A 23,923-nucleotide genomic window follows, 5' to 3' on the forward strand; every position below is an offset into this window, starting at 1 on the left:
CCGGTCATGCATGGCTACGAATCGTCAGGCTCCCCTCTCCCGAAGGGGAGGGGCCGGGGGTGGGGTTACACCGCTACCTCCGCGCTACCCAGCTCCGTCAGCACCTTCTTGGCCTGATTGATAGACCGCACTTCCTCAAACGTCACAATCAGCTGCTCCTTGCGCTCCTTCAGCGAAGCCGTGCGCGGGTGCGTCTGCACGTAGTTGAGAATGTCGCCAAACTGCTCGCCCTGGAAGTACGGTTTGTGCTCCTCGCTGGCCGGCAGAAAGCCCTTCAGCGTGTCGCGCTTCAGCGTGATTTTTTCGAAGCCCAGCTGGCAGGCCTGCCAGCGCAGGCGCACAATGTCGGCCAGCAGCTCCACCTCGGCCGGCAGCGGGCCGAAGCGGTCCACCATACCATTCAGCACCTTGCGCAGCTCCTCCGGCTTCTGGGCGCGGTCGAGCTTGGCGTAGTACTGCAGGCGCTCCGACACGTTGCTCACGTACTTGTCCGGTATCAGGATTTGCATGTCCGTCTCCACGTTGCACTCGCGCACCCGGCCCACGCCGGCCGCCGCCTGCAGGCGTTGGTTCGAGTCGCCGAGGAATAAGTCGCGGAACTCCGTCTCCTTCAGTTCCTGTACCGCCTCGTCCAGAATCTGGTGGTAGGTTTCGTAGCCCAGGTCGTTGATAAAGCCCGACTGCTCGCCGCCCAGCAGGTTGCCGGCCCCGCGAATATCAAGGTCGCGCATGGCCACGTTGAAGCCCGCGCCGAGGTCCGAAAACTCCTCCAGCGTGCTCAGCCGCTTGCGCGCGTCCGAGGGCAGGCCGGCCACCGGCGGCGTGAGCAAATAGCAGTACGCCTTGCGGTTCGAGCGGCCTACACGGCCACGCATCTGGTGCAGGTCGCTTAGGCCGTGCATGTGGGCGCGGTTGATAATGATGGTGTTGGCGTTGGGAATGTCGAGACCCGATTCGATAAGGTTGGTGCTTACTAGCACGTCATACTCACCTTCCACGAACTTCATCATGCGCTTTTCGAGTGCGTCGCCCTCCATCTGCCCGTGAATCATAGTTATGCGGGCATCCGGCACCAGCCGCAGAATCATGGCCGCCTGCTCGTCCAGGTCCTTCACGCGGTTGTGCACGTAAAACACCTGCCCGCCGCGCTTCAATTCCCGCGCCACTGCGTCGCGAATAATGGTTTCGTCAAACACGTGCAGCTCCGTCTGCACCGGCTGCCGGTTGGGCGGTGGCGTGGCGATTACGCTCAAATCACGCGCCCCCATCAGCGAGAAGTGCAGCGTGCGCGGAATCGGCGTGGCCGAGAGCGTGAGCGTATCCACATTCACCTTCAGTTCCTTGAGCTTGTCCTTGGTTTTCACACCGAACTTTTGCTCCTCGTCGATAATTAGCAGGCCCAAGTCCTTGAACTTGATATCCTTATTGGTTAGGCGGTGGGTGCCGATGAGGATGTCCGTCTTGCCCTCGGCCACGCGCTGCAGCGTCTCCTTTATCTGCTTGGTACTCTTGAAGCGGTTCACGTACTCCACCGTCACGGGCAGCGTCGCCAGCCGGTCCCGAAAGGTCTTGTAGTGCTGCATGGCCAGGATGGTGGTGGGCACCAGCATGGCCGCCTGCTTGCCATCCACCACAGCCTTAAACGCCGCCCGGATAGCCACTTCGGTCTTGCCAAAGCCTACGTCGCCGCAGACAAGCCGGTCCATCGGGTGGGGCTGCTGCATGTCGTTTTTCACGTCCTCGGTGGCCTTGGCCTGGTCGGGCGTGTCTTCGTAAATAAAGCTCGATTCCAGCTCGGCCTGCAAAAAGCCATCGGCCGAGAAGGCGAAGCCCGGCGCCGTCTTACGCTTGGCGTAGAGGCGAATAAGGTCGGCGGCAATGTCCTTGACCTTCTTCTTCACCGACTTCTTCTTGTTTTCCCACTCCGGCGAGCCCAGCTTGCTCATCGTGGGCGGCGCGCCCTCCTGGCCGCTGTACTTGGCAATCTTGTGCAGGGCGTGAATGCTCACCGTCAGCACGTCATCGTCGCGGTACACCAGCCGGATGGCCTCCTGCGTCACGCCGTTGATTTCCACCTGCGTCAGCCCCGCAAATCGGGCAATGCCGTAGTCCTGGTGCGTCACGTAGTCGCCCGGCTGCAGGGTTTTCAGCTCGCGCAAGGTCAGCGCCTTTTTCTTTGAAAACTTGCGCTGCTCCTGCGCCCGATAGTAGCGCTCGAACAGCTGATGGTCAGTATAGACGGCCAACTGCAGCTGCTCATCCACGTAGCCCTCGCGCAAGGCCAGCAGCAAATGCTGAAACTGCACGTTATGGTCCAGCTCGTCGAAAATCGTGCGCAGCCGGTCGGCCTGCCGCACCGTGTCGGCCGTGATGATGGTCGTCAGGTTACGGTGTTGGTTTTCCTGCAGGTTCTTCACCATGCGGTTGAAGTCCTTATTAAAGCTCGGCTGCGGCTTGCTCGCAAACTGGAATTCCTCAGTATTCTTAAAGAAAAACCGCTTGCCAAACTCCACCACCGCAAACTCATCGAGCCGCTTCTTGAAATTCCGGCCCGACTCGAACAAGTCCGCCGGCTTGCTCACAATCTGCATCCCGCCACCTTCCTCCAGCACCTGCTTGAAGCCGCTTTCGGCCTTTTCAAACAGCTCGGTTACCACGTCCACCGTCTGCCGCACGTCCTTAAACCACAAGCAGGAAGCGGGCGGCAAAAACTCCAAAAAGGCCTCCCGCGTCTCCTGCAGCAGCTTGGTTTGCACGTTCGGAATGATGCTGATGCTCGGCCGGGGTTCCACCGACAGCTGCGTCTCGGGGTTGAACGTCCGAATGCTCTCAATCTCATCCCCAAACAATTCAATGCGAAACGGCAGCTCATTGGCGTAGCTAAACACGTCCACGATGCCGCCGCGCACGGCGTACTGCCCAGCCTCGTACACAAAGTCCGCTTTTTCGAAGTCGTATTCGCCCAGCAATTCGCCCAGAAAATTCACGTCGAGCCGGTCGCCCACCTTCGCATTGAAGGTGTTTTTTACCAGGCTTTGCTTGTTGATAACCTTCTCGCTCAACGCCTCCGGGTAGGTCACAATGAACACGCTGTTCGTCGTGGCCGCCTTGGCGCTGTTGAGCCGGTTCAGGGCCTCGGCGCGCATCAGCACGTTGGCATTCTCCGTCTCATCAAACTGATACGGCCGCTTATAGGAGCTCGGAAACAGCAGCACTTCCGGCCCCTCGGGTAGCAGGTGCTGCAAATCGGACAGGAAATAGGCCGCTTCCTCCTTGTCGTGCAGCACGAAAACGTGCGGATGCTGGGCGTGCGCCACGGCGCTGGCCACCACGGCATCCTGGCTGCCCACCAGTCCGCGCAGCTGCAGGCGCAGCTCGCCGGGCGCGGCTTTGGCGGCGCCGCGCAGGCGCGCGGCCAGGGTTTGCAGCTCGGGAGAAAGACGGTAAAGGCGAAGAAAATCGGCGACTTGCACGCGGAGGTAGGCTAGGGGAGGGGCAAATGACAGTAGCCCGGCCGGAAGATTCTCCGGTCGGGCAGCGGGGAAAGATACAACACCCGGGCCCCGAAGGTTTCCCTTTTTCTGTCATTCTGAGCGCCGCGAAGAATCTGAGGATATTCCCCAGCCGGTAGTACCAGATTCCTCGCTCTGCTCGGAATGACCGGTTGTAGCTTCGCACTTCATTCAACCCTCAAAATGCGCGGTTCCTCTCACCTGGCCATCGGCCTCATCACCGGCGTGGCCATTGCGGGCCTCGTGCCGGGCATTCCCTTCTCGCTGGGCGGCATTGCGCTGGCCGGCTTCTCGTCCCTCGCCCCCGACCTCGACCACCCCGAAAGCCGCCTCAGTAAGCGCCTCGGCTTCACGCAGCAATACGTGCGCTGGGCCTTCGCCGCGGCCGGCGTACTGCTCGGCATTTACAGCTACACGCAGCTGCCACCCGGCCAGAAGCAAAACCTCTACTACATCCTGGCGCTGGCCTTCGGGCTGCTGGGCGTGGGCATGCAGGGCGGCTCGGCCCGCAAGCTGGCGCTGCTCTTCACCGGCCTGGCCACGGTGGTGGCCGGCCTCTACACCGAGTATCTGTGGCTGAGCTTGCTGGGCACGTTTGTGGCGCTGGCGCCCTTCACGTCGCACCGCTCCTGGACGCACACCATCTGGGCCACCGCGCTGTGGACCTACATCGGCTACCTCGCCAACCAGAGCCTGGGCTGGCGCGGCATTCACCTCTACGCGGGCGGCGGCTACCTCTCGCACCTCGTGGCCGATACGCTCACCAAGGCCGGCGTGCGCTACTTTCTGCCGGTGTCCGGCTACGCTTTTAAAGTGCCGCTCATCAGCACCGGCTCGGCCTCCGGCAACATGCTCGAAGTTGGGATTTGCGTCGGCTACGGGCTACTGGTATTGGGCTTGGTGATAGGCCGTATGGGCTTTTAACAACAACGCATTGCCACCCGGCCAAGCGCCCTTTGCCGGCTTCCGCAAACGTTGCCGGCCGTTTTGGATGACTTCATATAATTTCAACTGTGCTTGGTTTGCATAAGTCAGGTTAGTGCCTTAGCTTCGCAGCAAATTATGTCGGTTGATAAGTTAAGTGAATGTATTGCGCGTTGTTATTCTGTTGCGCTTCTGAGTAGCTCAGCCTCACGGCGGCCATTACGCTTTATTTAACTTTCCTCCGCATTTTTCGGGCTTCCTCTACCTCATTAGTCGGCAGTTATTGCCGGCTGGTGGTAGCTCTATTAAACTCATTGCCTCTGCCGCAGCGGATTATTACTTGCTCTTTCCTTTCCTGTTACGCTGAAACAACCTTAAATTTTTACCTTACTTAACCCCAGTTTATCGATGAACCAGATGAACAGCCCTCTGATTCGGATTGGTGTCTTTTATGACGGCAATTATTTCTTGAAAATCAGTGACTATTATTATTTTCAGCACGAGCGCAAGGCCCGTATCAGCCTCGAAGGCCTGCACGAGTTTATCCGCCACCAGGTAGCCGAGGAAGAAGACGTTGACGTGCGCCTGTCGCAGATTACCGACGCTCACTTTTTCCGCGGCCGCCTCTCCGCTACCGAAGCCCGCGACAAAGACCGGCTCTTCCACGACCGCCTGCTCGACGACATCCTGATGAACCTGGGAGTGCAAACGCACTACATGCCCCTCAAAACCCGCGACGGCCGCCTCCAGGAAAAAGGCATCGACGTGTGGCTCAGCCTCGAAGCCCTTGAGCTGGCCCTCCACAAAACCCTCGACGTCGTGGTGCTCATCGCCGGCGATTCCGACTACGTGCCCCTCATCCGCAAGCTCAATACCGTGGGCACCCGCGTGATGCTGCTCAACTGGGACTTCAAATACGAAGACTTTAAGGGCGAAACCCGCGTCACTCGCGCCTCGCAGCAACTGCTGGAGCAAGTGACCTACCCTGTGGCCATGCACGACGTGATTGACCGCGGCCTGCAGGCGCAGGACGACGTGGTGGAGTCGATGTTTGTGACGCAGAGTGAGCCGGCGGCCTTCGCCCCCAGCACTTTGCCCGTGGCTCCCAAGCCCGTGCGCCCCGCCGGCCCCACCGCCGCCGGCCCCGTGGGCACCGTGGGCATGAGCACCATCAAAAACCTGAAAAACGGCTTCGGCTTCGTGGTGATGCCGCCGAACAACCTGTTTTTCAGCTACGCCGACCTCACCGAGGGCGACTTCAACGACCTGCGCGAAGGCGACTGGGTGGAGTTTGAAGTGGGCCGCAACCACCGCGACGAGGACTGCGCCCGCAAAGTGCGCAAAGTGCAGGCCCCGCAACTCAGCGATGATGACGAGTACGAAACCATCAACGCGCACCACGCCGTGAGCATGGAGCTGTAAGGTTTTTAAGAAGTTAAAACTGAAAAAGGGTGCAATGGTCAGCTGACCGTTGCACCCTTTCTGCGTAGGGACGGGGGAAGCCCCGCCCCTACGCCAGTTCTTTTACAAAGCCCCGTTTATCAGCCGGGTAGCGGTTGAAAGTGCCCAAGCCCTGCGCCACCGCCGTTTCTCCGGTTCCCCCGACGCGGTAGATAACGCCGCGCGTCACCACCAGCTTCTTGCCGTGGTGCTCCACCTGGGCCCGCGCCAGCAGCGCATCGCCCAGATGCACGGCGTGCAGAAAATTCATCTTGAACTCGACCGTCGAAACCAGCTCCTGGGTAGTGAAGGCCAGCGTGAGGGCCGCCGCGCCCAGCGCCGCATCCATCAGCCCGGCCAGCACGCCGCCGTGGCAGGTGCCGGGGGAGGAAAGGTGCTCGTCGCGCACACTCATGCGGTATTCCACGTCGCCGGGCTTGGCGACGTGCAGCTGCATGCCGTTCACGCGGCCGTAGTGGTTGATGCTGTTGTACATGGCTACCATTTGCGCCAGGCTGGGCGCGCTGGGTAGGGCTTTCTGCATCAGGAAATGCGGGATTTGCCCATACAGCGTGTGCGACGGCCCCAGCACCGCGTAGCCGTGGCGCCGGTAGAAGGCCAGCGCCGCCTCGCGGGCGTGCAGCACGATTTCGCGCAGACCCCGGGCTTGGGCCTGCGCCTCCAGGTAGCGCAGCACCTGGCCGCCGAGGCCCTGCCCCTGCGCCTCGGGTGCCACGGCCATGAAGCGAACCTGGCCCTGCCCGGGCGCGCTCTCGTGCAGGCGGCCGGTGGCTAGGGCGGTGCCGTCGGGCGCCAGGGCCAGGGCGTGGATGACGGCCGGCTGCTCGTCGTCGTCGGCCTTTTCGGAGCCCGGCGGCTGCTGCCAGGGCTGGCGCAACACCTTGTAGCGTAGTTCGTAGTAGGCAAGCCATTCGCGCAGCGTGCGGGGGGCAGTGATTGTCATGCGGCAAAGATGCACCGGAGCGCGGAGCCGTGGGCTACCTTTGTGCCGTGAGCGGCCGGCCGCCCGATTACGGTTAACCGGGCCGACTCACGTTTCCCTTCCCACCCTTTCGACTCTCTAAACTCATGGCCTCCTTCGACATCGTGAGCAAAGTGGACCCGCAAACCCTCGAAAATGCGGTGAACACGGCCAAAAAAGAACTACAAACCCGCTACGACCTGCGCGACACCAAAGGCGGGATGGAGCTGGATAAAAAAGCCAATACCATTCTGTTATCTTCCGAAAACTCGATGCGCGTCAAGGCGCTGGAAGATATTCTGCTGGCCCGCGTGGTGAAGCAGGGCATCGACGGCACCAGCCTCGACTTCACGGCCGAGGAGCAGGCCGCCGGGGCCCTGGTCAAGAAAACCATCAAGGTGCGCGCCGGGGTGGACAAGGAAATTGGCCGCAAAATCATCAAAACCATCAAGGACGCCAAGCTGAAGGTGGAAGCCCAGATGCAGGACGACCAGGTGCGCGTGACGGCCAAGAAAATCGATGATTTGCAGGCCACTATCGCCCTGCTGCGCCGCGCTGATATCGGGCTGCCGCTGCAGTTTGTGAATATGAAATCGTAGTTGTCAGTTGCTCGTGGCCAGTTGTCAGGTCGCTTTGACAAGGCCTTACTGACGACATCATCATCATAAACTGACAACCGACAATAAATAACTGACAACCAACTCGTGTTCGATATTTCCGTTTTCTCCGAGCCCGCTACCTGGGTTAGCCTCCTGACCCTCACGTTTATGGAAATCGTGCTGGGGATTGACAACATCATTTTCATTTCCATCGTCGTCAACCGTCTGCCCGAAGGCCAGCAGGCGCGGGGCCGCACCATCGGCCTGCTGCTGGCGCTGATGTTCCGGGTAGGGCTGCTGCTCAGCATTTCCTGGATTGTGGGTCTGCGCTCGGCGCTGTTCTCGCTGCCTTTTCCGTGGCTCTCGCAGCCATTCGACGTGAGCGGGCGCGACCTCATTCTGCTGGCCGGCGGTTTGTTTCTGATGTACAAGAGCACCACCGAAATTCATACCAAGCTGCAAGGCGAGGAAGAAGACGAAACCGTTGGAGGCAAGGCCTATCCGACCATGATGAGCATTATCCTGCAGATTATCGTCATCGACATTGTGTTCAGCTTCGACTCGATTCTGACGGCCGTGGGGCTGGTGGATAACGTGCTGGTAATGATTCTGGCCGTTATTCTGGCGATGGGCGTGATGCTGGCTTTCAGCGGCGTTATCGCGGGGTTTGTCAATCGCAACCCTACTATCAAGATGCTGGCGCTGTCGTTCCTCATCATGATTGGCTTTATGCTGGTGATGGAGGCCGCGCACAAGGAAATCGAGAAAGGCTACCTCTACTTTGCCATGGCTTTCTCCCTGATAGTGGAGCTGTTGAATATGCGCCTGCGCAAGAAGGGCAAAGACCCGGTGAAGCTGCGCGATTCGCGCTACGACTAGCTTAGCAAGCTTAATCTATGCAAAAAGGGGGCATCATACTCAGTATGATGCCCCCTTTGCGTTTGCCACGTTTCTACCGTTGTACGGAATAAGTCTTGCGCTGCGCTCCGATACCGGTGAGCTTAACCGATTGCCAGCCGGTAGGTAGCGTGGTTTTGCGCTGCACGAGGCCAGTAGGGGTAATGTCGAGGCCACCAAACCCCATGAGCACGGCTTGTAGCACGCCGCCGGCGCCGGTGGCGAAGTAGGGGTTGGTACCGCCCTTGGTTTCGGCGATGACGCGGAAAGGCGGCAGCAGGTTGGGCTGGTAGGCATCGTCGAAGAAATGCCGGGCCTTGGCGCCATCGCCGAGACGGGCGTAGAGCAGGGCAAAAATAGCCTGCGTCATGGCCGGCGTGCCTTCGCTGGGCACGCGCGTTTCGTAGTAGGTCAGGTCTTTGCGAATCCGGGCGGGGTCGGTGATGGTGCCCAGGGGGTAGGCCAGCAGGTTCACGTCGGCCTGCTTGATGCCTTCGCCGTGGTAGCTGGCGTGCTCCTGGGTGGTGCCGTCGGCCAGGCGCAGCAGCGGAATGTTCTGGGCCACCAGCTGCCAGTCGGGGTTGGCGGGCAGGCCGAGCAGGCGGGCGGCTGCGGTGGCGGCCAGCAGGTTTTTCTGGGCGGCGGCGTTGGTGAAGGCATCGTTATCAACGTTTTCGGCCCATTCGTCGGGCGCCACCACATTCTTAATATCGTAGTGCCCCGGGCCATTGCGCTCCACACGACTGGCCCAGAAGTCGGCGGTGGCTGAAATGAGGGGCCAGCCGGTGGTGCGCAGCCAGTCGCGGTCCTGCGTTACGCAGTAGTACTGCCAGGCAGCCAGGCCCACGCAGGCCGACACGTGGTGCTCGAACGGCCCGCTCAGCGCCCACACCGGGGTTTCCTCGCCTCCGGTGTCGGCGCTTTCCCAAGGGAACATGGCGCCCTGGTAGCCGTGGGCAAAGGCGTTGCGCCGCGCCATATCGAGCCGCTTGAAACGGTATTCAACCAGGGATTTGGCAATTTTGGGATTGAGCACCAGCAGGGCCGGGAACATCCACAGGTCGCTGTCCCAGAACACGTGGCCGTTGTAGCCCAGGCCCGAGAGGCCCATCGGCGAGGGCGAATAATCAGTGCCGGCCCGCGAAAAGCTGTAGAGGTGGTAGAGCATGCTGTGCACATCCTGCTGGGCCTGCGCGTCGCCGCTTATCTGGATGTCGCTTTGCCACAGCTGCTGCCAGGCCTGCTCGTGGAAAGCCAGCAGGCGCTGCCGCCCCTCCAGCCGGGCGAAGATGGTAAGCCGCTCGGCCTCATTGAGGGGGTCGGGGTGGTGGGCCGAGGTGATGGACGAGCCCGCTACGGCGTAGCCATAGCTCTGCCCGGCCCGCAGCGTCTTGCCGAATTTCATGAGGTGCAGGCTGTTGTCCCACATTTCGTGGATGACGCGCGGCTGCTGCCCGTGCGGCTCCTCAAACAAAAAGCTGTTGCTGGCGCACAGCAGTAGCTTGCCCGTCGGGCTTTTGGCCGACGAGGTGAGCAGGCTGAGCGTGGCGTGCGGCCGGTCGATTTCGTTGTAATAGTTCTGCACGTCGCGCAGGGCATCGGGCGCATCCATCACGCTGGCCGCCACGAGACTCAGGTCCTTGCGGGCCGTAATGCGCACGTCGAGCAGCACCGTAAAGGGCAGCTGCCGCAGGGCATAGTAGGTGTAGCTGATGGTGGCCTGGTCGGCGTAATCAAAAGTGGTGGTGAGGGCGGCCCGCTGCAGGTCGAGCTGCTGGCGGAAGTTGCGGGCATCGCGGGCATCGAGGCGGTGGCCGTTGACTTCCAGGTACATGTTCAGCAGGTTGAAGCTGTTGAGGAAGTTGCTCACCCGCCCCCGGCCATACTGGTCGTAGGCGCCGGCCAGCACCACGTTCTTTACCTGAAACGGCACCGGCGACGACACAATGCCAATCATGCCGTTGGCCACCGTAGCGCCGTAGTAGTTGCCGGAGTCAATGTTGGTGGCATCAACACGCCAGGGGTCGGGCGTCTGGGCCAGGAGCGGGCGGCCCAGCAGCCACAGCAGCAACACCGCCCAGCCGCCACAGCACCGGGTAGAGAAAGTGAACATGCGCATATCGCAAACAGGAAAAAGCAGGCAGTGGCCTGATAGATTACCGCGAAATAGGGGCCACTAGCCGCAAGTCAGCGAGTGGCCCGCCAGTGGCCGGCCCCGGCAAACCGGGCGGGGGAGTTGGCCACGAAAGTAGGAAACGGGTGGCCAACCCCGCGTCGGACCCTGAAGGAATTGTCCGGGGCAGCCGGTAGCTGTGCGCCCGCCGTTTGCTATCCATTCTGATTCAGAGCCGGAAGGCAACCCAGATAAGAATGATGAACAACACGCTGGCGGTCACGGCGCACTCTACCTGGCGCCGGGCCACGCGGCCGGGCCAGGCGCCGACCACTGCGATAATTCTCAGCGCCACAAACAGCCAGCCGACAGCGCCATAGATAGTATGCTCACGGTTATTGTAGTCGTATTCGGGACTGTCGGCCACTCGCCGAAACGTTAGTACCTGTCTGAACAAAGGGGTAATCCGCAGAACCATTACCTCGCCTGCGGGATAAGCATACAGGGCTCGCAGACTGGTGTGCGGGGTTTCGTAGGCATAGTATTCGCGCAGGACGCTGCCGTAACGGTCGCGTTCCGGGCGGTATTCGGCGCTGAGAATAGGCTCTGAGGGATAATCCAGCGCAACCGCGTAATCAAGCGCCAGCAACAGGCAAAAGCCGATGATAACGTAGTTGATACGCTGAGCCAGCTTCGTGTAGCGCAGGTATACCTGCGCATGTACGCCCAGCCGCACCTCCTCGACCGTGCGGTGGCGCCGGGGGGCGGCCGGGCGGCGTCGCGGCGTGGGCAGCGGCCCGTAGCTGACGGGGCTGGCCAGCCGCAGGTCGTAGGCCTGGCGGCGGCTGGCATCGCTCAGCACGTCGTAGGCCTCGTTGATAGCCAGGTAGCGCTGATGCGCGGCCGGGTCGGGCGTGCGGTCGGGGTGGGTGAGGAGCACCAGCCGCCGGTAGGCGCGGCGGATGTCGGTGGCCGAGGCTCCGGGAGGCACTTCCAGGATTTGGTAGAAAGTCATTCCGGGAAGTGTCAGGCAGTGTCGGCAGCAACTACAGCAGTCGTCTGGTCGAGCACGCGGCGCTGGGCCAGCTCCAGCAGGCGGCGGTTGAGCTCGGCGCGGTGGGGGCGGTAGAAGGCGTACTCGGCGGTGGTGAATTGGCCGGTAACCAAGCCCACGATGGTGTAGCGCAGCTTGGTGTTGCGGGCGAGTAGCTCGGTAAGCTGCCGCTGCTGTTCGGTTGCGTTAGGAGCTAAACGAATGTGGTGGTCGCGCACAAAATCAGCCACTAACAGGAGCAGCAGGTCGTTTTGCAGCTTTAAAACCGGGCGCAGGGTGGCATGCAGGAAGAGGCCGGCAGGGGTGTCTGCTTCGGAAGTATCGGCGGTAGCAATGATGGGGCGCAGGGCCAGCAGCGCGGTAGTGGAGCGGGAAAAATCGGGAATATGTGCCATTGGCTGCAAGGTATTACGTTTAGAAGCTTATGACTTCGGCTTAGTCTGGTAACTGGGCCTTCGACCATTACTTTTAGGGGACTTTTATTCCATAGTTCAGCTTATGCAGGTTCAGCAATTTGCCGTGCCGGAGGCGTTGCGGGCACACGTCCGTTACTTCTGGACGATGGAAAGCGCCGCCGGAGCCGCGTCGTTTCGCACCATCGTCGATGGCTGCCCCGGCCTGCTCTTTCAGCACGGCGCAGCCGGACTGCAGCCCCAGGCGGGCAAGCCGTGGACGCGACTGCTGCTGCATGGGCAGGCTACTCAGCCGCTGGAAGTAGTGTCGGTCGCGCCCTTTCAGCTCATTGGCATGTGCCTGCAGCCGGGGGCACTGGCCTCCGTGTTCGGCCTCGCCGCCGAGGAGCTTACCGACTCGTGCATGGACCCCGACCTGCTGTCGGCCGCACCCGGCTTCCGGCTGGCCGAGCGGCTGGGCAATGCCGACTCGGTGAGCGCGCAGCTGGACCAGCTAACTGCTTATCTGCAAACGGCCATCAATCGGCAAGGTGCCGCACCGGAACCACCCATCGAGCAGGCTGTGCAGCGCATTGTGGCCACCGGCGGGGGGCTAAATCTGCGGCAGCTGCAGGATGAGCTGCAGCTCTCGGAGCGCAGCTTCCAGCGTAAGTTCAAGCAGCGGGTGGGCGTGTCGCCGAAGCTGTTTGCGCGCATCTGCCAGTTTCAGGAGTCGCTGGGGCAGTTGCGGCGGGCCGAGTACGAGAAGCTGTCGGATATTGCTTATAATCATGACTATGCCGACCAGTCGCACTACATCCGGGCGTTTCGGGAGTTTGCGGGCAGCACGCCTCAACAGTTTCGGCAGCAGGCGCGGGGGCAGGTGGACGATTTTCCGGCCCTGCGCCGGTAAAACGCTACGTGGCGGTTTTGTTCTATTTCGCCGCTTGATGCAACCCGTGCTTTGCTGAAACTTTAACTCAGCAAATCCCATGAAAATCCTCGTTTTTGGCGCCACGGGTGGCACCGGCCGCCAGGTAATCGAACAGGCCCTCGCGCAGGGCCACACAGTCACGGCCTTCGTCCGCAACCCCGCCAAGCTCGGGCTTTCGCATCCCCAATTACAAACTGCTACCGGCGACGTGCTCGACGCCGATGCCGTGCGCCGCGCCGTGCCGGGGCACGATGCCGTGCTCTCGACGCTGGGCGCGCCGCCCTCCGAGCGGCCCGCATTCGCCAGAGCCGCCTCGACTGGACCATTGCCCGCCCCGGCACTCTCACCGACGGGCCGCGCACCGGCCGGTACCAGCAAGGCTTTGCACCCACCGCCAAAGGCCTTAAAATGAGAATTTCCCGCGCCGACGTGGCCGATTTTATGCTCGGGCAGCTGACGGACCACCGCCAGTTCGGGCGAGCCATCAGCTTGTCGTATTGACCTGAAAATAAGTAACGTTATGACCGGCAAAAATCTTGTGCTGGCCCTGGCCACGCTCAGCACCGGCCTCGTGGCCGGGGTGTATTACGGCTTTTCGGTGGCCGTGAATCCAGCGTTTGCCCGCCTGCCCGATGCGCAGTATATCCGTGCCATGCAGGAAATCAACGACGCCATTCAGAACCCGTTTTTCGCGGCCAGCTTCTTTGGGGCGCCGCTACTATTGGTGCTGGCTACCGGGCTACATGCGGGGCGGCCGCGCGGGCGGCAGCTGGGGCTGGTGCTGGCGGCTACGCTGGTATTCTGGGTAGGCAGCCTGGGCGTGACGGTAGGCGGCAACATTCCGCTGAATGAGCAACTGGCCCGCTACGCGCCTGGCGCTACGGCCTCGGCCGCTGCGGTCCGGCAGCAGTTTGTGCCGCCCTGGAACCGCTGGCACCGGGTGCGCACGGGAGCTTCGGTGGTGGCGCTGGCACTGCTGCTGAGCGCCTGCCTGCTGCCGGATGCCGCCACCAAACAAGCATAAAAAAAGGACCCTGGCCGCCCGGCCAGGGTCCTTTTTAGGGCAGCTAAGCGGGGCTTAGTGACGCACCTGCACTTTGGTGGTGAAGGTGCCCGCGTTGGTGTTTACCTGCACCACGTAGAGGCCGGCGGCGATGTCGGCGGTATTCACCGAGATGCCGCGCTGCAACTCGCCGATGCTCGCGGTGCCGGTGTAGGCCACGCGGCCTACCAGGTCGCGCAGGGTCAGCTGCACGTCGCCGGTAGCGTTGAGCTGCGAGCGCACCACGAGACGGTCGTGCGCCGGGTTCGGGTAGGCGTCGATGATGCTGCCTTTGGCGGCCAGCTCCTGTTGCGGCGTAGTGCCCAGCGGCGTCGTCACAATCGTAACGGTGGTGGGGTTCAGCATAGGAGCGGGCGTCACACCGGGCGGCATGTCGAACGCTTCGCGGATGCCGGTGCGGGTGGGGTTGCCACCCGTGCGCACGCCCTGCACGGCGCTGAAGCCGGCCCCCCGGCGCGAGAACACCGTCCAGATAAGCGCCGAGTTGGCGCCGCCGTTGGCAATACTGTCGGCGCGCAGGATGGCGTCGCGGCCATCAAGGAAGCCGGGGTTGCACACCTGCAGCTTGCAGCCATCAAGTACCAGCTTCAGGAACTGGTTGTTGCCGCCGTTGCTGCCCAGGAAGTCCTGGTTGAAGCCGTAGCGGTAGATGAACTGCCAGTTCAAATCCCAGAGCATGCCGGCCCAAACCTCTCCAATGTTGTGGGTTTCGTTGTACTGCGTGCTGGTCAATACCCCATAGGTGTGGGGGTTAAGGGTCATGTCGTCGGTGTAGGGATTGATGCGGATACCGGGGCCGGTATCGTGGGTTTCGCCCACCACGTAGGCTCCGATGTAGCGCGGCGTGCGGCCGGTTACGCCGGTCGGGTTGCTGGCCGTGGCTACGTTGGCGGTGGTCATCCAGAGGCCGAAGAAGTCGCTCCAGCCCTCGCCCATCGTCTGGAAGGCCTGGTTGCCGTTGGCGCTCACGAGGCAGTCGGAATTGCTGGGGCCGCCGGTGAGGCGGGTCGAAACGCCGTGACCGAATTCGTGCGACACAATGCCGTTATCAAACGAAGCATCGTAGTCGGGGCTGCCATTGGCACAGCCCGTTACGGTAGTGCCGCTCGTCAGCGCCTGGCGGATGGCCGCGCCATCGACCCCGCGCAGAAACAGCGACGGAATGCGAATGCCGACGGTATCGGTACCCGTCATGCCCGAAATAGCCGTGTTGGTACCTACCGAGTCGATGATGATGGCCATGATAGCACCATTTTCCTGGGCGCGACGCACTTTGCCAGCAAATGAGCTCGCCGTGCGGCTGCCGCTGGGCAGCTGGGCGCAGCCCCCGCGCATAATCACGGCAATGTTGCCGTTCACGGCGGCAGCGTTGGCGTAGGGCGTCACGCAGCCGTGCAGGCCGCCGTTGCCCGATACGCCGTCGTTCACCAGCACGAAGTTGCCGCAAATCGGCCCGGCGTCGACCAGGTTACGGCCGAAGTCGGCGGCACCAGCCGAGAAGCTGCCTGCCAGCGAAGCCGGGGCCGAAATCGTAACGTTCGGGCGAATGGGATTGGCCCACAAGTACATCTGCATGCGGCCCTGCATCCCATCAGGCGGCGTGGCGAAGTTGGCATTGTTGGTGCCGCTGCCATCCTGGGCTTCGGCGCGCACCATGTCGCCCCCGAGGCCGGCCGTGCCGAAGTTTTTGTACTGGAAGTTGCCCGATGCTTCGTCAAAGCCTTTGGAGGCCATCACGTCGTGCAGCATATTGTTCCAGTAGAATAGGTTGACAATGCCAGCGTCGAGGTTGCGGCGCGGCCCTACCCCGAAGGTGAAGGGAAAGTCAAAGTCCAGCGTCGCACCCCCGTTCGGCGAGTTGGTGTTGATGTAGAGCTGGCTGTTGTTGGCAATGTCGTTGTAGGCTGCCACGTTGTTGCCGCGCGGCAGCTGCACGTTGGCATTTAGGCGCGAGTAAACGTTGTTGAAGAACAGCGGTGTCGTGGTCGGCGCCTGGCTCACCTGCCAGCCGTAGGGCGACCAGGTGTTGATGGTGCTGCTTAGCGGCACGGCCACGCGGTTGCCCGAGAGGGGACTTTCCATCGGTACCGGATACACCATCAGGCTGTTGGGCGAGGCCACGCCGCGGGCGGAGGCCTGTTGCGTCGGAGCCGGCGCAGTGTGCTGCTGGTTTTGGCTGCGGGCATTCTGCTGCAAGAACGAAATCTCCTCGCTCACCACGTAATCGTGCTTGAAGAGCTGCTTGCCGGTGCCGGCATCCACCAGCACCTGCCAGTGGTGCTGGCCGTCGAGCTGGGCAATAGTAACCTCCCAGGCCAAGTGAATTTCACTTTGCTTCAGTGGGTTGGCAAAGTAGTACAGGCGCACCGGAATGTTGTTTTCCGAAATACCGCCGTTGTTGAACTCCAGGCCATCGGCCGGACGGGCTTCGCGCACCAGCGTGAGGCCGGCGGGGCGGGGCAGGCCCAGCACCACGGAAGCGGCCACTACGGCCTGCTCAGGCGTGAGGGTAGGGGTGGCGGCGGGGGCCAGGCGAGCCGCATTGGGCACGAAGCGCTGGTTGGCCCACACGGGCTTGCCGGTGCGGTCGGTGTGCACGGCACCCACGGCCCCGAACACGTCCACGCCGTTCACGCGCTGCCGCAGGTAAGCGTGCTGCGCGCCGGTCGCGGCGTCCTTGTAAAAGTCGGTGACCGAAGGCTGCGCCGCATCGGCTTCCGACAAGCCCTGACGCACGGTTTGCGTCGTGAAGTAATCCAGCAACTGCGTCGAAGGCTTGGCCGACTGCGCCCATGCCGTAGAGCCGAAGCCTGTCAGCAGCGCCGCCGCCAGCAGCGACCCGCGCAGCACCGGTCGGAGGGAGGAGAATTTTACCATCTTTACTTGAAAACGGGAAGGGTAAGTGAAGAAAATTAAAATGAAATGAAAACGGGTTGCTAAAGTTAAGCTAAAAAGCCGATATTACAGAAACTCGTTCCAATCTGCACTCAGGTTGCTTCGGGTAGTGAGTTTTTATTCGTCTCTGGATTGCTCAAATTGGCCCAGCTTATTCAGCACATCCCACAGCACTACTCCTGCCGCAACGCTCACATTAAGCGAATGTTTAGTGCCAAACTGCGGGATTTCCACCGCCGCGTCGCACAAAGCCAGCACCTCGTCATCGACGCCAAAAACTTCGTTGCCCAGCACCAGCGCCAGCGGCTGCCCCAGCGCGGGCCGGAATTGGACTAAGGAGGTACTGCCCGTTGTTTGCTCCACGGCGGCTACCGTGTAGCCAGCCTGCTTTAATGCCATTACGGCCTCCACCGTGGTGGCCGCGTATTCCCAGCTCACCGACTCCTCGCTGCCCAGCGCTGTCTTCGTGATTTCGCGCTGCGGTGGGCGGCCGGTGATACCGCAGAGCCAGATTTTTTCGAGTGCAAAGGCGTCGGCGGTGCGGAAAACCGCGCCCACATTGTGGAGGCTGCGCACGTTGTCGAGCACCAGCACAACGGGGCTTTTGGGCGTACTTTTGAAGTCGGCCACGGTGGCCCGATTCAACTCGGCCATGGTTAGTTTTCGCATAGAGGTAGCGCGAACTTTGTCGTTCGCGTCGTTGGTTCATACTTAGCCAAAGCTGCCGCTACACGCGTTGCCCCGGGCCCTTTTCATTTACTCGCTAAAACAACGCGAACTGCAAAGTTCGCGCTCCGTGCTTTGTCTGCTTCCGCGCCTCCCAAAAAGAAAGAATTTGTCATCAAGTCCGTCGGCCCCGACCACCTCACCCCCGGTCCGGCCTACGACACGCCCTTGATGAAGCAATACTACCAACTCAAGCAGCAGCACCCCGGCGCGCTGCTGCTGTTCCGGGTGGGCGACTTCTACGAAACCTTTGGCGAGGATGCCGTCACGGCCGCCCGCATCCTCGACATCACGCTCACCAAGCGCGGCGCGGGCAGCATTTCGGAAGTGGCGCTGGCGGGCTTCCCGCACCATTCCATTGATAACTACCTGCCCAAGCTGGTGCGCGCCGGCCAGCGCGTGGCCATCTGCGACCAGCTCGAAAACCCTAAGGAAGCCAAGGGCCTCGTCAAGCGCGGCATCACCGAGCTGGTCACGCCTGGCCTCAGCATGCACGACAATGTGCTCGAGCGCCGCGCCAACAACTACCTCGCCGCCATTCACTTCGGCAAGCAGGAAGCCGGCATCAGCTTCCTCGACATCAGCACCGGTGAGTTCCTGGTAGCGCAGGGCGACCTTGATTATTTAGGTAAGCTGCTGCAAAACTTCGGCCCCGCTGAAGTGCTGTTCTGCAAGAAAAGCCGTTCTGAGTTCGAGCAAACTTTCGGTCCCGACTACTGCACCTACGCGCTGGATGACTGGGTTTTTGGCCCCGATTACGCCCACGAAACCCTCACCCGCCACTTCAAAACGACGACGCTCAAGGGCTTCGGGGTTGATAACCTGAAGGAAGGCATCATCGCGGCCGGCTGCATCATGCACTACCTGGCCGAAACCAAGCACGCCGAGCTGGGCCACATCAGCAGCCTCGGCCGCCTGGAGGAAGACAAATACGTGTGGCTCGACCGCTTCACGGTGCGCAACCTGGAGCTTACGCAGGCCCAGCACCCCGGCGGCGTGCCCCTCATCGATATCCTCGACCAGACCCTCACCCCGATGGGCGCCCGCCTGCTGCGCAAGTGGGTGGTGCTGCCGCTCAAAGAGGTAGGCCAGATTCAGCGCCGCCTCGACACCGTGGCCGCGCTGGTAAACAATGAGGACCTGCTGGCCGACCTCACCCAGCACCTGCGCCAGATAAACGACCTGGAGCGCCTGATTTCCAAGGTGGCCGTGCGTCGCGTGAACCCCCGCGAGCTCCTGCAGCTGGCCCGGGCCCTTGAAGCCATTGCGCCCATGCGCGAGCGGCTGGCCGCCTCCGGCGTGAAAGCTTTGGAAAAGCTGGCCGACCAGCTCAACCCCTGCGCCAAGCTGCGTGAGGAAATCGCGACTAAAATCAAGCCCGACGCGCCCATCCTCACCAACCAGGGCGGTGTGCTGAACGCGGGTGTCGATGCCGAACTGGACGAGCTGCGCGACATGGCCTTCTCGGGCAAGGACTTTCTGCTGCAACTGCAGCACCGCGAGCAGCGCAATACCGGTATCTCGTCGCTGAAAATTGCTTATAACAAGGTCTTTGGCTACTACCTCGAAGTCACCAACGCCCACAAAGACAAGGTGCCGGCCGAATGGATTCGCAAGCAGACGCTGGTGAATGCCGAGCGCTACGTGACTGAGGAGCTGAAAACCTACGAGGAGAAAATCCTGCACGCCGAGGAGCGGCTGTTTGTCATCGAGCAGCGCATTTACAACGACTTGGTGCTGGCCGCGCTCGATTTCGTGCCCCAGATTCAGCAGAATGCCCGCGCCATCGGCATCATGGATTGCCTGGCCTCGTTTGCCCTCACCGCCCGGCAGCAGCGCTACGTGATGCCCACCGTGAACGACGGTACCGTGCTCGATATCAAGGCGGGCCGCCACCCCGTCATCGAGCGCCAGCTGCCGCCCGGCGAAAGCTACATCCCCAACGACATCTGCCTCGACCAGACCGAGCAGCAAATCGTGGTCATCACCGGCCCCAACATGGCCGGCAAATCGGCCCTGCTGCGCCAGACGGCTCTCATCGTGCTGCTGGCTCAAATAGGGTCATTCGTGCCCGCCGACGCCGCCACGGTGGGCATCATCGACAAGATTTTCACCCGCGTGGGCGCCTCCGACAACCTGAGCAAAGGCGAAAGCACCTTCATGGTGGAGATGACCGAAACCGCCTCCATCCTCAACAACCTCTCCGACCGCAGCCTCGTGCTGATGGACGAAATCGGCCGCGGCACCAGCACCTACGACGGCATCAGCATCGCCTGGGCCATCGTGGAGCACCTGCACAACAACCCCAAAGCCAAGGCCAAAACCCTCTTCGCCACTCACTACCACGAGCTCAACCAGCTGGCCGACGACTGCCCCCGCGTGCGCAACTACAACGTGGCCGTGAAGGAAACCGACGGCCGCATTCTGTTCCTGCGCAAGCTGCAGCCCGGCGGCTCCGAGCACTCGTTCGGCATCCACGTAGCCCGCTTGGCGGGCATGCCCACCGCCGTGGTGCTGCGCGCCAACGAAATCATGCACCACCTGGAGCAGGAGCGCACCAGCACGGCCATCGATGCCGATGTCGAAACCGAATTCGACGACGTACTGGCGGGAATCGAAAATACGCCCTCCGCACCCAAGCCCCGCGCCACCACGGCCGTGGCCACCGCGCCGCGCCCCACGCTGCAGCTAAGCATGTTCGAGCCCACCGACCCGGTACTGGAGCGCATCCGCGAATTGCTGACGCATCTCGACGTGAATACGCTTACGCCCATTGAAGCCCTAATGAAGCTGAACGAGCTCAAGCTGACGCTGGGCAAAAGCTGAAAATTTTCGGGCTGAAAATGAACAAAAAGCGCCTCCAGTGGGACTTTTTTCAACCCCTGCCCTTGCCTCGTAACAAAACGCTCGTACCTTTGTATCACCAAACGCCACCAAGCACGGTGGCCGACAAATGCGAGAGTAGCTCAGTTGGTAGAGCGCGACCTTGCCAAGGTCGAGGTCGCGAGTTCGAACCTCGTCTCCCGCTCCAGTGAAAACGCCACCTTCGGGTGGCGTTTTTGTTTTAACTCCTTTCCGTATGGCTGCCCCTCGTAAATGCCTGAGCACTGACGATGAGTTTCGGCAGGCTGTGGCTGAAGGTTTGTCGGTGGCGCAAGTGCTAAATCGGATTGGCTTGGTGCCCGCTGGCGGCAAATACAAAACTGTGCATACCCGCATTAGTCAGTCAGGGCTTGATATAAGTCATTGGACAGGGGCAGCGTGAAATCAAGGCAGGCTGGTATCGGAAATTTGGCAAAACGACGCCATCGGCGGAGTTATTGGTTGAGCATTCAGCTTACCATTTTACTTATTGTTTGAAAAAACGCTTGCTTAAAGCAGGCCTCAAAGAAGCGCGGTGTGAAGAATATCAGCTAATTGCATGGCGCAGACAGCCCATTGCACTGGAATTACATCATCGAAACGGCATCAATAATGACCATCGCTTGGAAAATTTGCAGTTACTTTGTCCCAACTGCCACGCGCAAACAAATTCTTATCGAGGCGAAAATCAGTCTGATAGAAGTAGTGTAAATGCTTTAGCCAGAGTGGTGTAATGGTAGCCACGAGGGACTTAAAATCCCTTGTCTTCACGGACGTACGGGTTCGAGTCCCGTCTCTGGTACGATAGAAAACCCCGTTTCCTTGCTGGAAATGGGGTTTTTTCTCTTTTAGGGGACACTGTAGGGGGCGGAGAGTATTTTTTTGCTCAATCAGGATTGCACCTGGCTATCCAACTTTGAAAGGTAAGTAGTTAACCGTTATAGAAAGTTTATTTAGAGAACAAGCTGATTTCAAAATATCACTCGCCCTGCTAAAGTCTGTGGACAGCAAGGGCAGTAATTTTGTGGGATGCGTCGTTATGAATTAAGCGAACGAGAATGGCAGTTGGTGGAGCCGCACACGCGTGGCCGGCTGGGCAACGGCCTCGACAACCGCCAGTTTGTCAGTACGGTGCTATACCGGGTGCGCGCCGGGTGTGCCTGCCGCGACCTGCCCGAACGGTTTGGGCCGTGGAACACCGTGGCCCGGCGCTTTCGCCGCTGGGCCCTTGCCGGGGTGTGGGAAGCGTTGTTTCAGGCCGTGCAGGGACCCGACTACGCCTGAGTGCTCGTCGACTCCACCGCCGTCAAAGCGCACAAAGCCGCCGCGGGGCAAAAAAAACTTCGCCACGGCCGAAGCCATCGGCATAGTTTTTTACCCGGGTGAGCAACTGTGGCTGGTCATCAGCTCCAGGAACGACTTGGGAGCCATCATGCCCGGCACCCCTGGCTTTACTCCTGAGAACAAGGGGCAGCACATCATCCACACGGGTGGTGCTCACCGGTCCTACCTGCAGCTTCCTGTTAAGCAGCCAAAAAAGTCAGCCGGTTAAATGCTATAGCTTATTTAACTGGCTAAGCGCAGGTCGAATAAGTTGGACAGCTGTGCAGGTAGCAATAGCCGAATTGCTTCGCAACGCCCCTGTGTGAACCGTTAGCGTTGGTCATTATTGTTCCTGCCCTGAGTACAACAGTCTTCGGGTAGCATGCCAATTATTGGCTACTTTTGGTGATTGACTGGCTTAAATAGATTTCGATTGCCTTTGGTGAAGCTCTTAACAGTTCTTCTTGGTTTCTTGCTTAGCTCTCTGCCATTCTGCGCTTTCGCTGAGTCAGGCAAGGCTGATAGTTTGCTGACGGAGTTAAACCAAGCCCTGGCTCACAAAAACGAATACGATGGTCAGCGGCTCAACCGCATTGCGGTACTCACTTCCGATTTTATTGCTTCTCAGGCCAATAATGCCGCAAAATTCGAACTGGGCCTGCGGATTTACGATGAATACAAGGCATTCAAATATGATTCAGCCTTTGTTTATTGCCAAAAAATCAAACGGTTGGCTGAGGCGCTGAAGCAGCCTGAGAAAATAGAGATTGCCAAGCTGAAGCTGGCTTTTGTTATGCTCTCATCCGGGCTATTCAAGGAAACTTTTGAGACGCTTGACAGCATCGACCCCGGTCGGCTGAGCGAAGCGGATAAGCACAACTTTTATTTTCTGAAGGCACGAGCTTATAGCGACCTCGGTGATTTCAACCAGGACCAGACCTTTCGGCCGGTATACTATAAGAAAGCCCTCGCCTACGCCGATACTACCTTGCAGTTCTGCCCTCCTGGCTCCTACGAGTACCTGTCGGTGCAGGAGTTCAGGGCGCAGAAAACGGGAAATCTGGCGGCTGGCCTTGCCGTGTACAACCAAATACGTCGCTTGCCCCATTTGGGCCTGCACCAGTTGGCCGTAAGCGCCAGTACGTTGGCCTATTTATATGAGCTGGAAGGCCAAGAGGATAAGGCGTTCGAATTGCTCCTGGTTTCGGCCATTGCCGATGTAAAAACCGCCACTAAAGAGACGGTGGCGATTTTCAAACTCTCCGACTATTGCTACCGCCGGGGCGATTTGAAGAATGCCTACACCTTTATCAAGGAGGCGCGGGATGGGGCCGCCTTCTACAAGGCTCGGCAGCGACAGATAGAAATCAGCCACATATCCTCCATCATTGAAGGACAGAAGATAAACATCATTGAGAATCAGCGAAAATCATTAAAGACCTACGCGGTTATCATGACGCTGCTGGCCGTGGTAGTAATCGGCTTTGCGGTGGCCAACTTCCGGCAACTCGGGAAATTGCGCAAAGCAGGAAGGCTGATTTTTGCCACTAACAAGGAGTTGCGGGAGCGCAATGAGGAGCTACGCCAGCTGAATCACGGCCTTAACGAAGCTAATAAAATTAAGGATGAGTACATCGGGTTCTATTTTCACAACAGTTCGCAGTACATTGATAAAATAGAGGTCCTCAAGAAAAGGATTGAAAATCTGTTGGATACCAAGCAGTACGGGGCGGCACAAAAGCTCGTTGACAGTGTCAACATCAAAAATGAGCGGAATGAGCTGCTAAAGGGTTTCGACACAGTGTTTTTGAGGCTGTTCCCCAATTTTATCACACAGTTCAACGCGCTGTTTGAAGAGGATGAGCGCATCAAACTATTGGAAGACCAACTGTTAACAACTGAGCTACGCATTTTTGCGCTTATTCGGCTGGGTATCGATGACAGCGAACAAATTAGCCGGATGCTGGGATACTCTATCAATACGATATACAGCTACAAAACCCGCGTGAAGAAACGCTCTTTCCTGCCCAACGAGGAATTTGAAGCCCGCATCCAAGCCATCCAGGCGGTATAGCGGAACACGGAGTGGCTGATGTAGCAGGCGGCCCGGTAACTGCCAGTATAGACCTGAAGCGGGCAGCGGGGTAATGAGGAAAAAGAAAGCAGGCTTTTGTGGCGAAACCGGCTTACTGTTGGCAGTGGAAAAA

19 protein-coding genes, 2 tRNA genes and 1 pseudogene are annotated in these 23,923 nt (G+C 60.1%); 15 read left to right on the forward strand and 7 right to left on the reverse strand.

All coding sequences use genetic code 11. The features are described from left to right. Window positions 1–65 precede the first annotated feature (65 nt). On the reverse strand, window positions 66–3,473 hold the full coding sequence (gene mfd, locus Q5H93_RS09340; RefSeq protein ID WP_305006252.1) for a transcription-repair coupling factor: 3,408 nt from the start codon (window positions 3,471–3,473) through the stop codon (window positions 66–68). A gap of 222 nt (window positions 3,474–3,695) precedes the next feature. On the opposite strand from mfd, the gene Q5H93_RS09345 reads away from it, so the two are divergent. Together Q5H93_RS09345 and Q5H93_RS09350 are read left to right on the forward strand one after the other, a co-directional pair. Next, window positions 3,696–4,436, forward strand: coding sequence for a metal-dependent hydrolase (locus tag Q5H93_RS09345; protein WP_305006253.1), 741 nt, complete (start codon window positions 3,696–3,698; stop codon window positions 4,434–4,436). 417 nt (window positions 4,437–4,853) lie between these two features. Further along, entirely contained in the window at window positions 4,854–5,858 is a 1,005-nt protein-coding gene (locus Q5H93_RS09350) for an NYN domain-containing protein (protein WP_369811001.1), read from the forward strand. Window positions 5,859–5,946: 88 nt separating this feature from the next. Here Q5H93_RS09350 and Q5H93_RS09355 read toward each other — a convergent pair whose 3' ends face one another. Continuing rightward, window positions 5,947–6,840, reverse strand: coding sequence for a GNAT family N-acetyltransferase (locus Q5H93_RS09355; RefSeq protein ID WP_305006255.1), 894 nt, complete (start codon window positions 6,838–6,840; stop codon window positions 5,947–5,949). A gap of 125 nt (window positions 6,841–6,965) precedes the next feature. Here Q5H93_RS09355 and Q5H93_RS09360 point away from each other — a divergent pair, with 125 nt between their 5' ends. Both Q5H93_RS09360 and Q5H93_RS09365 read left to right on the forward strand, forming a co-directional pair. Further along, window positions 6,966–7,457, forward strand: coding sequence for a YajQ family cyclic di-GMP-binding protein (locus Q5H93_RS09360; protein WP_305006256.1), 492 nt, complete (start codon window positions 6,966–6,968; stop codon window positions 7,455–7,457). Window positions 7,458–7,571: 114 nt separating this feature from the next. Further along, the gene (locus Q5H93_RS09365) at window positions 7,572–8,336 is read left to right on the forward strand and encodes a TerC family protein (RefSeq protein WP_369811005.1); all 765 of its coding nucleotides are present in this window, start codon (window positions 7,572–7,574) and stop codon (window positions 8,334–8,336) included. 73 nt (window positions 8,337–8,409) lie between these two features. Here Q5H93_RS09365 and Q5H93_RS09370 read toward each other — a convergent pair whose 3' ends face one another. From Q5H93_RS09370 to Q5H93_RS09380, 3 genes are all read right to left on the reverse strand, one after another. After that, on the reverse strand, window positions 8,410–10,473 hold the full coding sequence (locus tag Q5H93_RS09370; protein WP_305006258.1) for a kojibiose hydrolase: 2,064 nt from the start codon (window positions 10,471–10,473) through the stop codon (window positions 8,410–8,412). Between the two features lie 223 nt (window positions 10,474–10,696). After that, window positions 10,697–11,482: a J domain-containing protein gene (locus tag Q5H93_RS09375; protein WP_305006259.1), complete on the reverse strand. Its 786-nt coding sequence runs from the start codon at window positions 11,480–11,482 to the stop codon at window positions 10,697–10,699. A gap of 11 nt (window positions 11,483–11,493) precedes the next feature. After that, window positions 11,494–11,916: a hypothetical protein gene (locus Q5H93_RS09380; protein ID WP_305006260.1), complete on the reverse strand. Its 423-nt coding sequence runs from the start codon at window positions 11,914–11,916 to the stop codon at window positions 11,494–11,496. A gap of 103 nt (window positions 11,917–12,019) precedes the next feature. Between Q5H93_RS09380 and Q5H93_RS09385 the strand changes: the two genes are divergently transcribed. From Q5H93_RS09385 to Q5H93_RS09400, 4 genes and pseudogenes are all read left to right on the forward strand, one after another. Further along, window positions 12,020–12,826 (forward strand): helix-turn-helix transcriptional regulator, encoded by an 807-nt coding sequence (locus Q5H93_RS09385; protein ID WP_305006261.1) that lies wholly within the window; start codon window positions 12,020–12,022, stop codon window positions 12,824–12,826. A 79-nt stretch (window positions 12,827–12,905) separates the two neighbouring features. Continuing rightward, window positions 12,906–13,075, forward strand: a pseudogene (locus Q5H93_RS09390) (NAD(P)-dependent oxidoreductase); the annotation flags it as partial. A gap of 96 nt (window positions 13,076–13,171) precedes the next feature. After that, complete coding sequence (locus Q5H93_RS24285; RefSeq protein ID WP_501991642.1) at window positions 13,172–13,348, forward strand: NAD(P)H-binding protein; 177 nt, start codon at window positions 13,172–13,174, stop codon at window positions 13,346–13,348. Between the two features lie 19 nt (window positions 13,349–13,367). After that, window positions 13,368–13,871: an anthrone oxygenase family protein gene (locus Q5H93_RS09400; RefSeq protein ID WP_305006262.1), complete on the forward strand. Its 504-nt coding sequence runs from the start codon at window positions 13,368–13,370 to the stop codon at window positions 13,869–13,871. A 54-nt stretch (window positions 13,872–13,925) separates the two neighbouring features. On the opposite strand, the gene Q5H93_RS09405 is transcribed toward Q5H93_RS09400, so the two are convergent. Then, window positions 13,926–16,787, reverse strand: coding sequence for a M36 family metallopeptidase (locus Q5H93_RS09405; protein ID WP_305006263.1), 2,862 nt, complete (start codon window positions 16,785–16,787; stop codon window positions 13,926–13,928). Window positions 16,788–16,922: 135 nt separating this feature from the next. Continuing rightward, on the reverse strand, window positions 16,923–17,474 hold the full coding sequence (locus Q5H93_RS09410) for an RNA methyltransferase (RefSeq protein WP_305006264.1): 552 nt from the start codon (window positions 17,472–17,474) through the stop codon (window positions 16,923–16,925). 228 nt (window positions 17,475–17,702) lie between these two features. On the opposite strand from Q5H93_RS09410, the gene mutS reads away from it, so the two are divergent. The 7 genes from mutS (at window position 17,703) to susR (ending at window position 23,790) form a co-directional block, all read left to right on the forward strand. Continuing rightward, entirely contained in the window at window positions 17,703–20,357 is a 2,655-nt protein-coding gene (mutS, locus tag Q5H93_RS09415; protein WP_305006338.1) for a DNA mismatch repair protein MutS, read from the forward strand. A gap of 129 nt (window positions 20,358–20,486) precedes the next feature. Next, window positions 20,487–20,562 (forward strand) — tRNA-Gly (locus tag Q5H93_RS09420). 325 nt (window positions 20,563–20,887) lie between these two features. Then, a complete protein-coding gene (locus Q5H93_RS09425) occupies window positions 20,888–21,127 on the forward strand; it encodes an HNH endonuclease signature motif containing protein (protein ID WP_305006265.1) in 240 nt (79 codons plus the stop codon). After that, window positions 21,113–21,195: transfer RNA gene (locus Q5H93_RS09430), tRNA-Leu, on the forward strand. Before Q5H93_RS09425 ends, Q5H93_RS09430 begins: the two co-directional genes overlap by 15 nt. Window positions 21,196–21,422: 227 nt before the next feature. Further along, window positions 21,423–21,677 (forward strand): transposase, encoded by a 255-nt coding sequence (locus Q5H93_RS09435; protein ID WP_305006266.1) that lies wholly within the window; start codon window positions 21,423–21,425, stop codon window positions 21,675–21,677. Continuing rightward, entirely contained in the window at window positions 21,622–21,945 is a 324-nt protein-coding gene (locus Q5H93_RS24185) for a CocE/NonD family hydrolase C-terminal non-catalytic domain-containing protein (RefSeq protein WP_369811002.1), read from the forward strand. Before Q5H93_RS09435 ends, Q5H93_RS24185 begins: the two co-directional genes overlap by 56 nt. Window positions 21,946–22,158: 213 nt before the next feature. Then, on the forward strand, window positions 22,159–23,790 hold the full coding sequence (gene susR / locus Q5H93_RS09440) for a SusR family glycan utilization regulator (protein ID WP_305006339.1): 1,632 nt from the start codon (window positions 22,159–22,161) through the stop codon (window positions 23,788–23,790). The last annotated feature ends 133 nt before the right edge of the window (window positions 23,791–23,923 follow it).

The organism is Hymenobacter aranciens (assembly GCF_030580865.1).
Lineage (GTDB): Bacteria > Bacteroidota > Bacteroidia > Cytophagales > Hymenobacteraceae > Hymenobacter > Hymenobacter aranciens.

Excerpts from the sequence above, each read along its gene's own strand:
- Q5H93_RS09345 (WP_305006253.1), top strand. The coding sequence starts at position 3,696 with ATGCGCGGTTCCTCTCACCTGGCCATCGGCCTCATCACCGGCGTGGCC.
- Q5H93_RS09350 (WP_369811001.1), top strand. The coding sequence starts at position 4,854 with ATGAACAGCCCTCTGATTCGGATTGGTGTCTTTTATGACGGCAATTAT.
- Q5H93_RS09355 (WP_305006255.1), bottom strand. The coding sequence starts at position 6,840 with ATGACAATCACTGCCCCCCGCACGCTGCGCGAATGGCTTGCCTACTAC.
- Q5H93_RS09360 (WP_305006256.1), top strand. The coding sequence starts at position 6,966 with ATGGCCTCCTTCGACATCGTGAGCAAAGTGGACCCGCAAACCCTCGAA.
- Q5H93_RS09370 (WP_305006258.1), bottom strand. The coding sequence starts at position 10,473 with ATGCGCATGTTCACTTTCTCTACCCGGTGCTGTGGCGGCTGGGCGGTG.
- Q5H93_RS09375 (WP_305006259.1), bottom strand. The coding sequence starts at position 11,482 with ATGACTTTCTACCAAATCCTGGAAGTGCCTCCCGGAGCCTCGGCCACC.
- Q5H93_RS09380 (WP_305006260.1), bottom strand. The coding sequence starts at position 11,916 with ATGGCACATATTCCCGATTTTTCCCGCTCCACTACCGCGCTGCTGGCC.
- Q5H93_RS09385 (WP_305006261.1), top strand. The coding sequence starts at position 12,020 with ATGCAGGTTCAGCAATTTGCCGTGCCGGAGGCGTTGCGGGCACACGTC.
- Q5H93_RS09400 (WP_305006262.1), top strand. The coding sequence starts at position 13,368 with ATGACCGGCAAAAATCTTGTGCTGGCCCTGGCCACGCTCAGCACCGGC.
- Q5H93_RS09405 (WP_305006263.1), bottom strand. The coding sequence starts at position 16,787 with ATGGTAAAATTCTCCTCCCTCCGACCGGTGCTGCGCGGGTCGCTGCTG.
- Q5H93_RS09410 (WP_305006264.1), bottom strand. The coding sequence starts at position 17,474 with ATGCGAAAACTAACCATGGCCGAGTTGAATCGGGCCACCGTGGCCGAC.
- mutS (WP_305006338.1), top strand. The coding sequence starts at position 17,703 with ATGAAGCAATACTACCAACTCAAGCAGCAGCACCCCGGCGCGCTGCTG.
- Q5H93_RS09435 (WP_305006266.1), top strand. The coding sequence starts at position 21,423 with ATGCGTCGTTATGAATTAAGCGAACGAGAATGGCAGTTGGTGGAGCCG.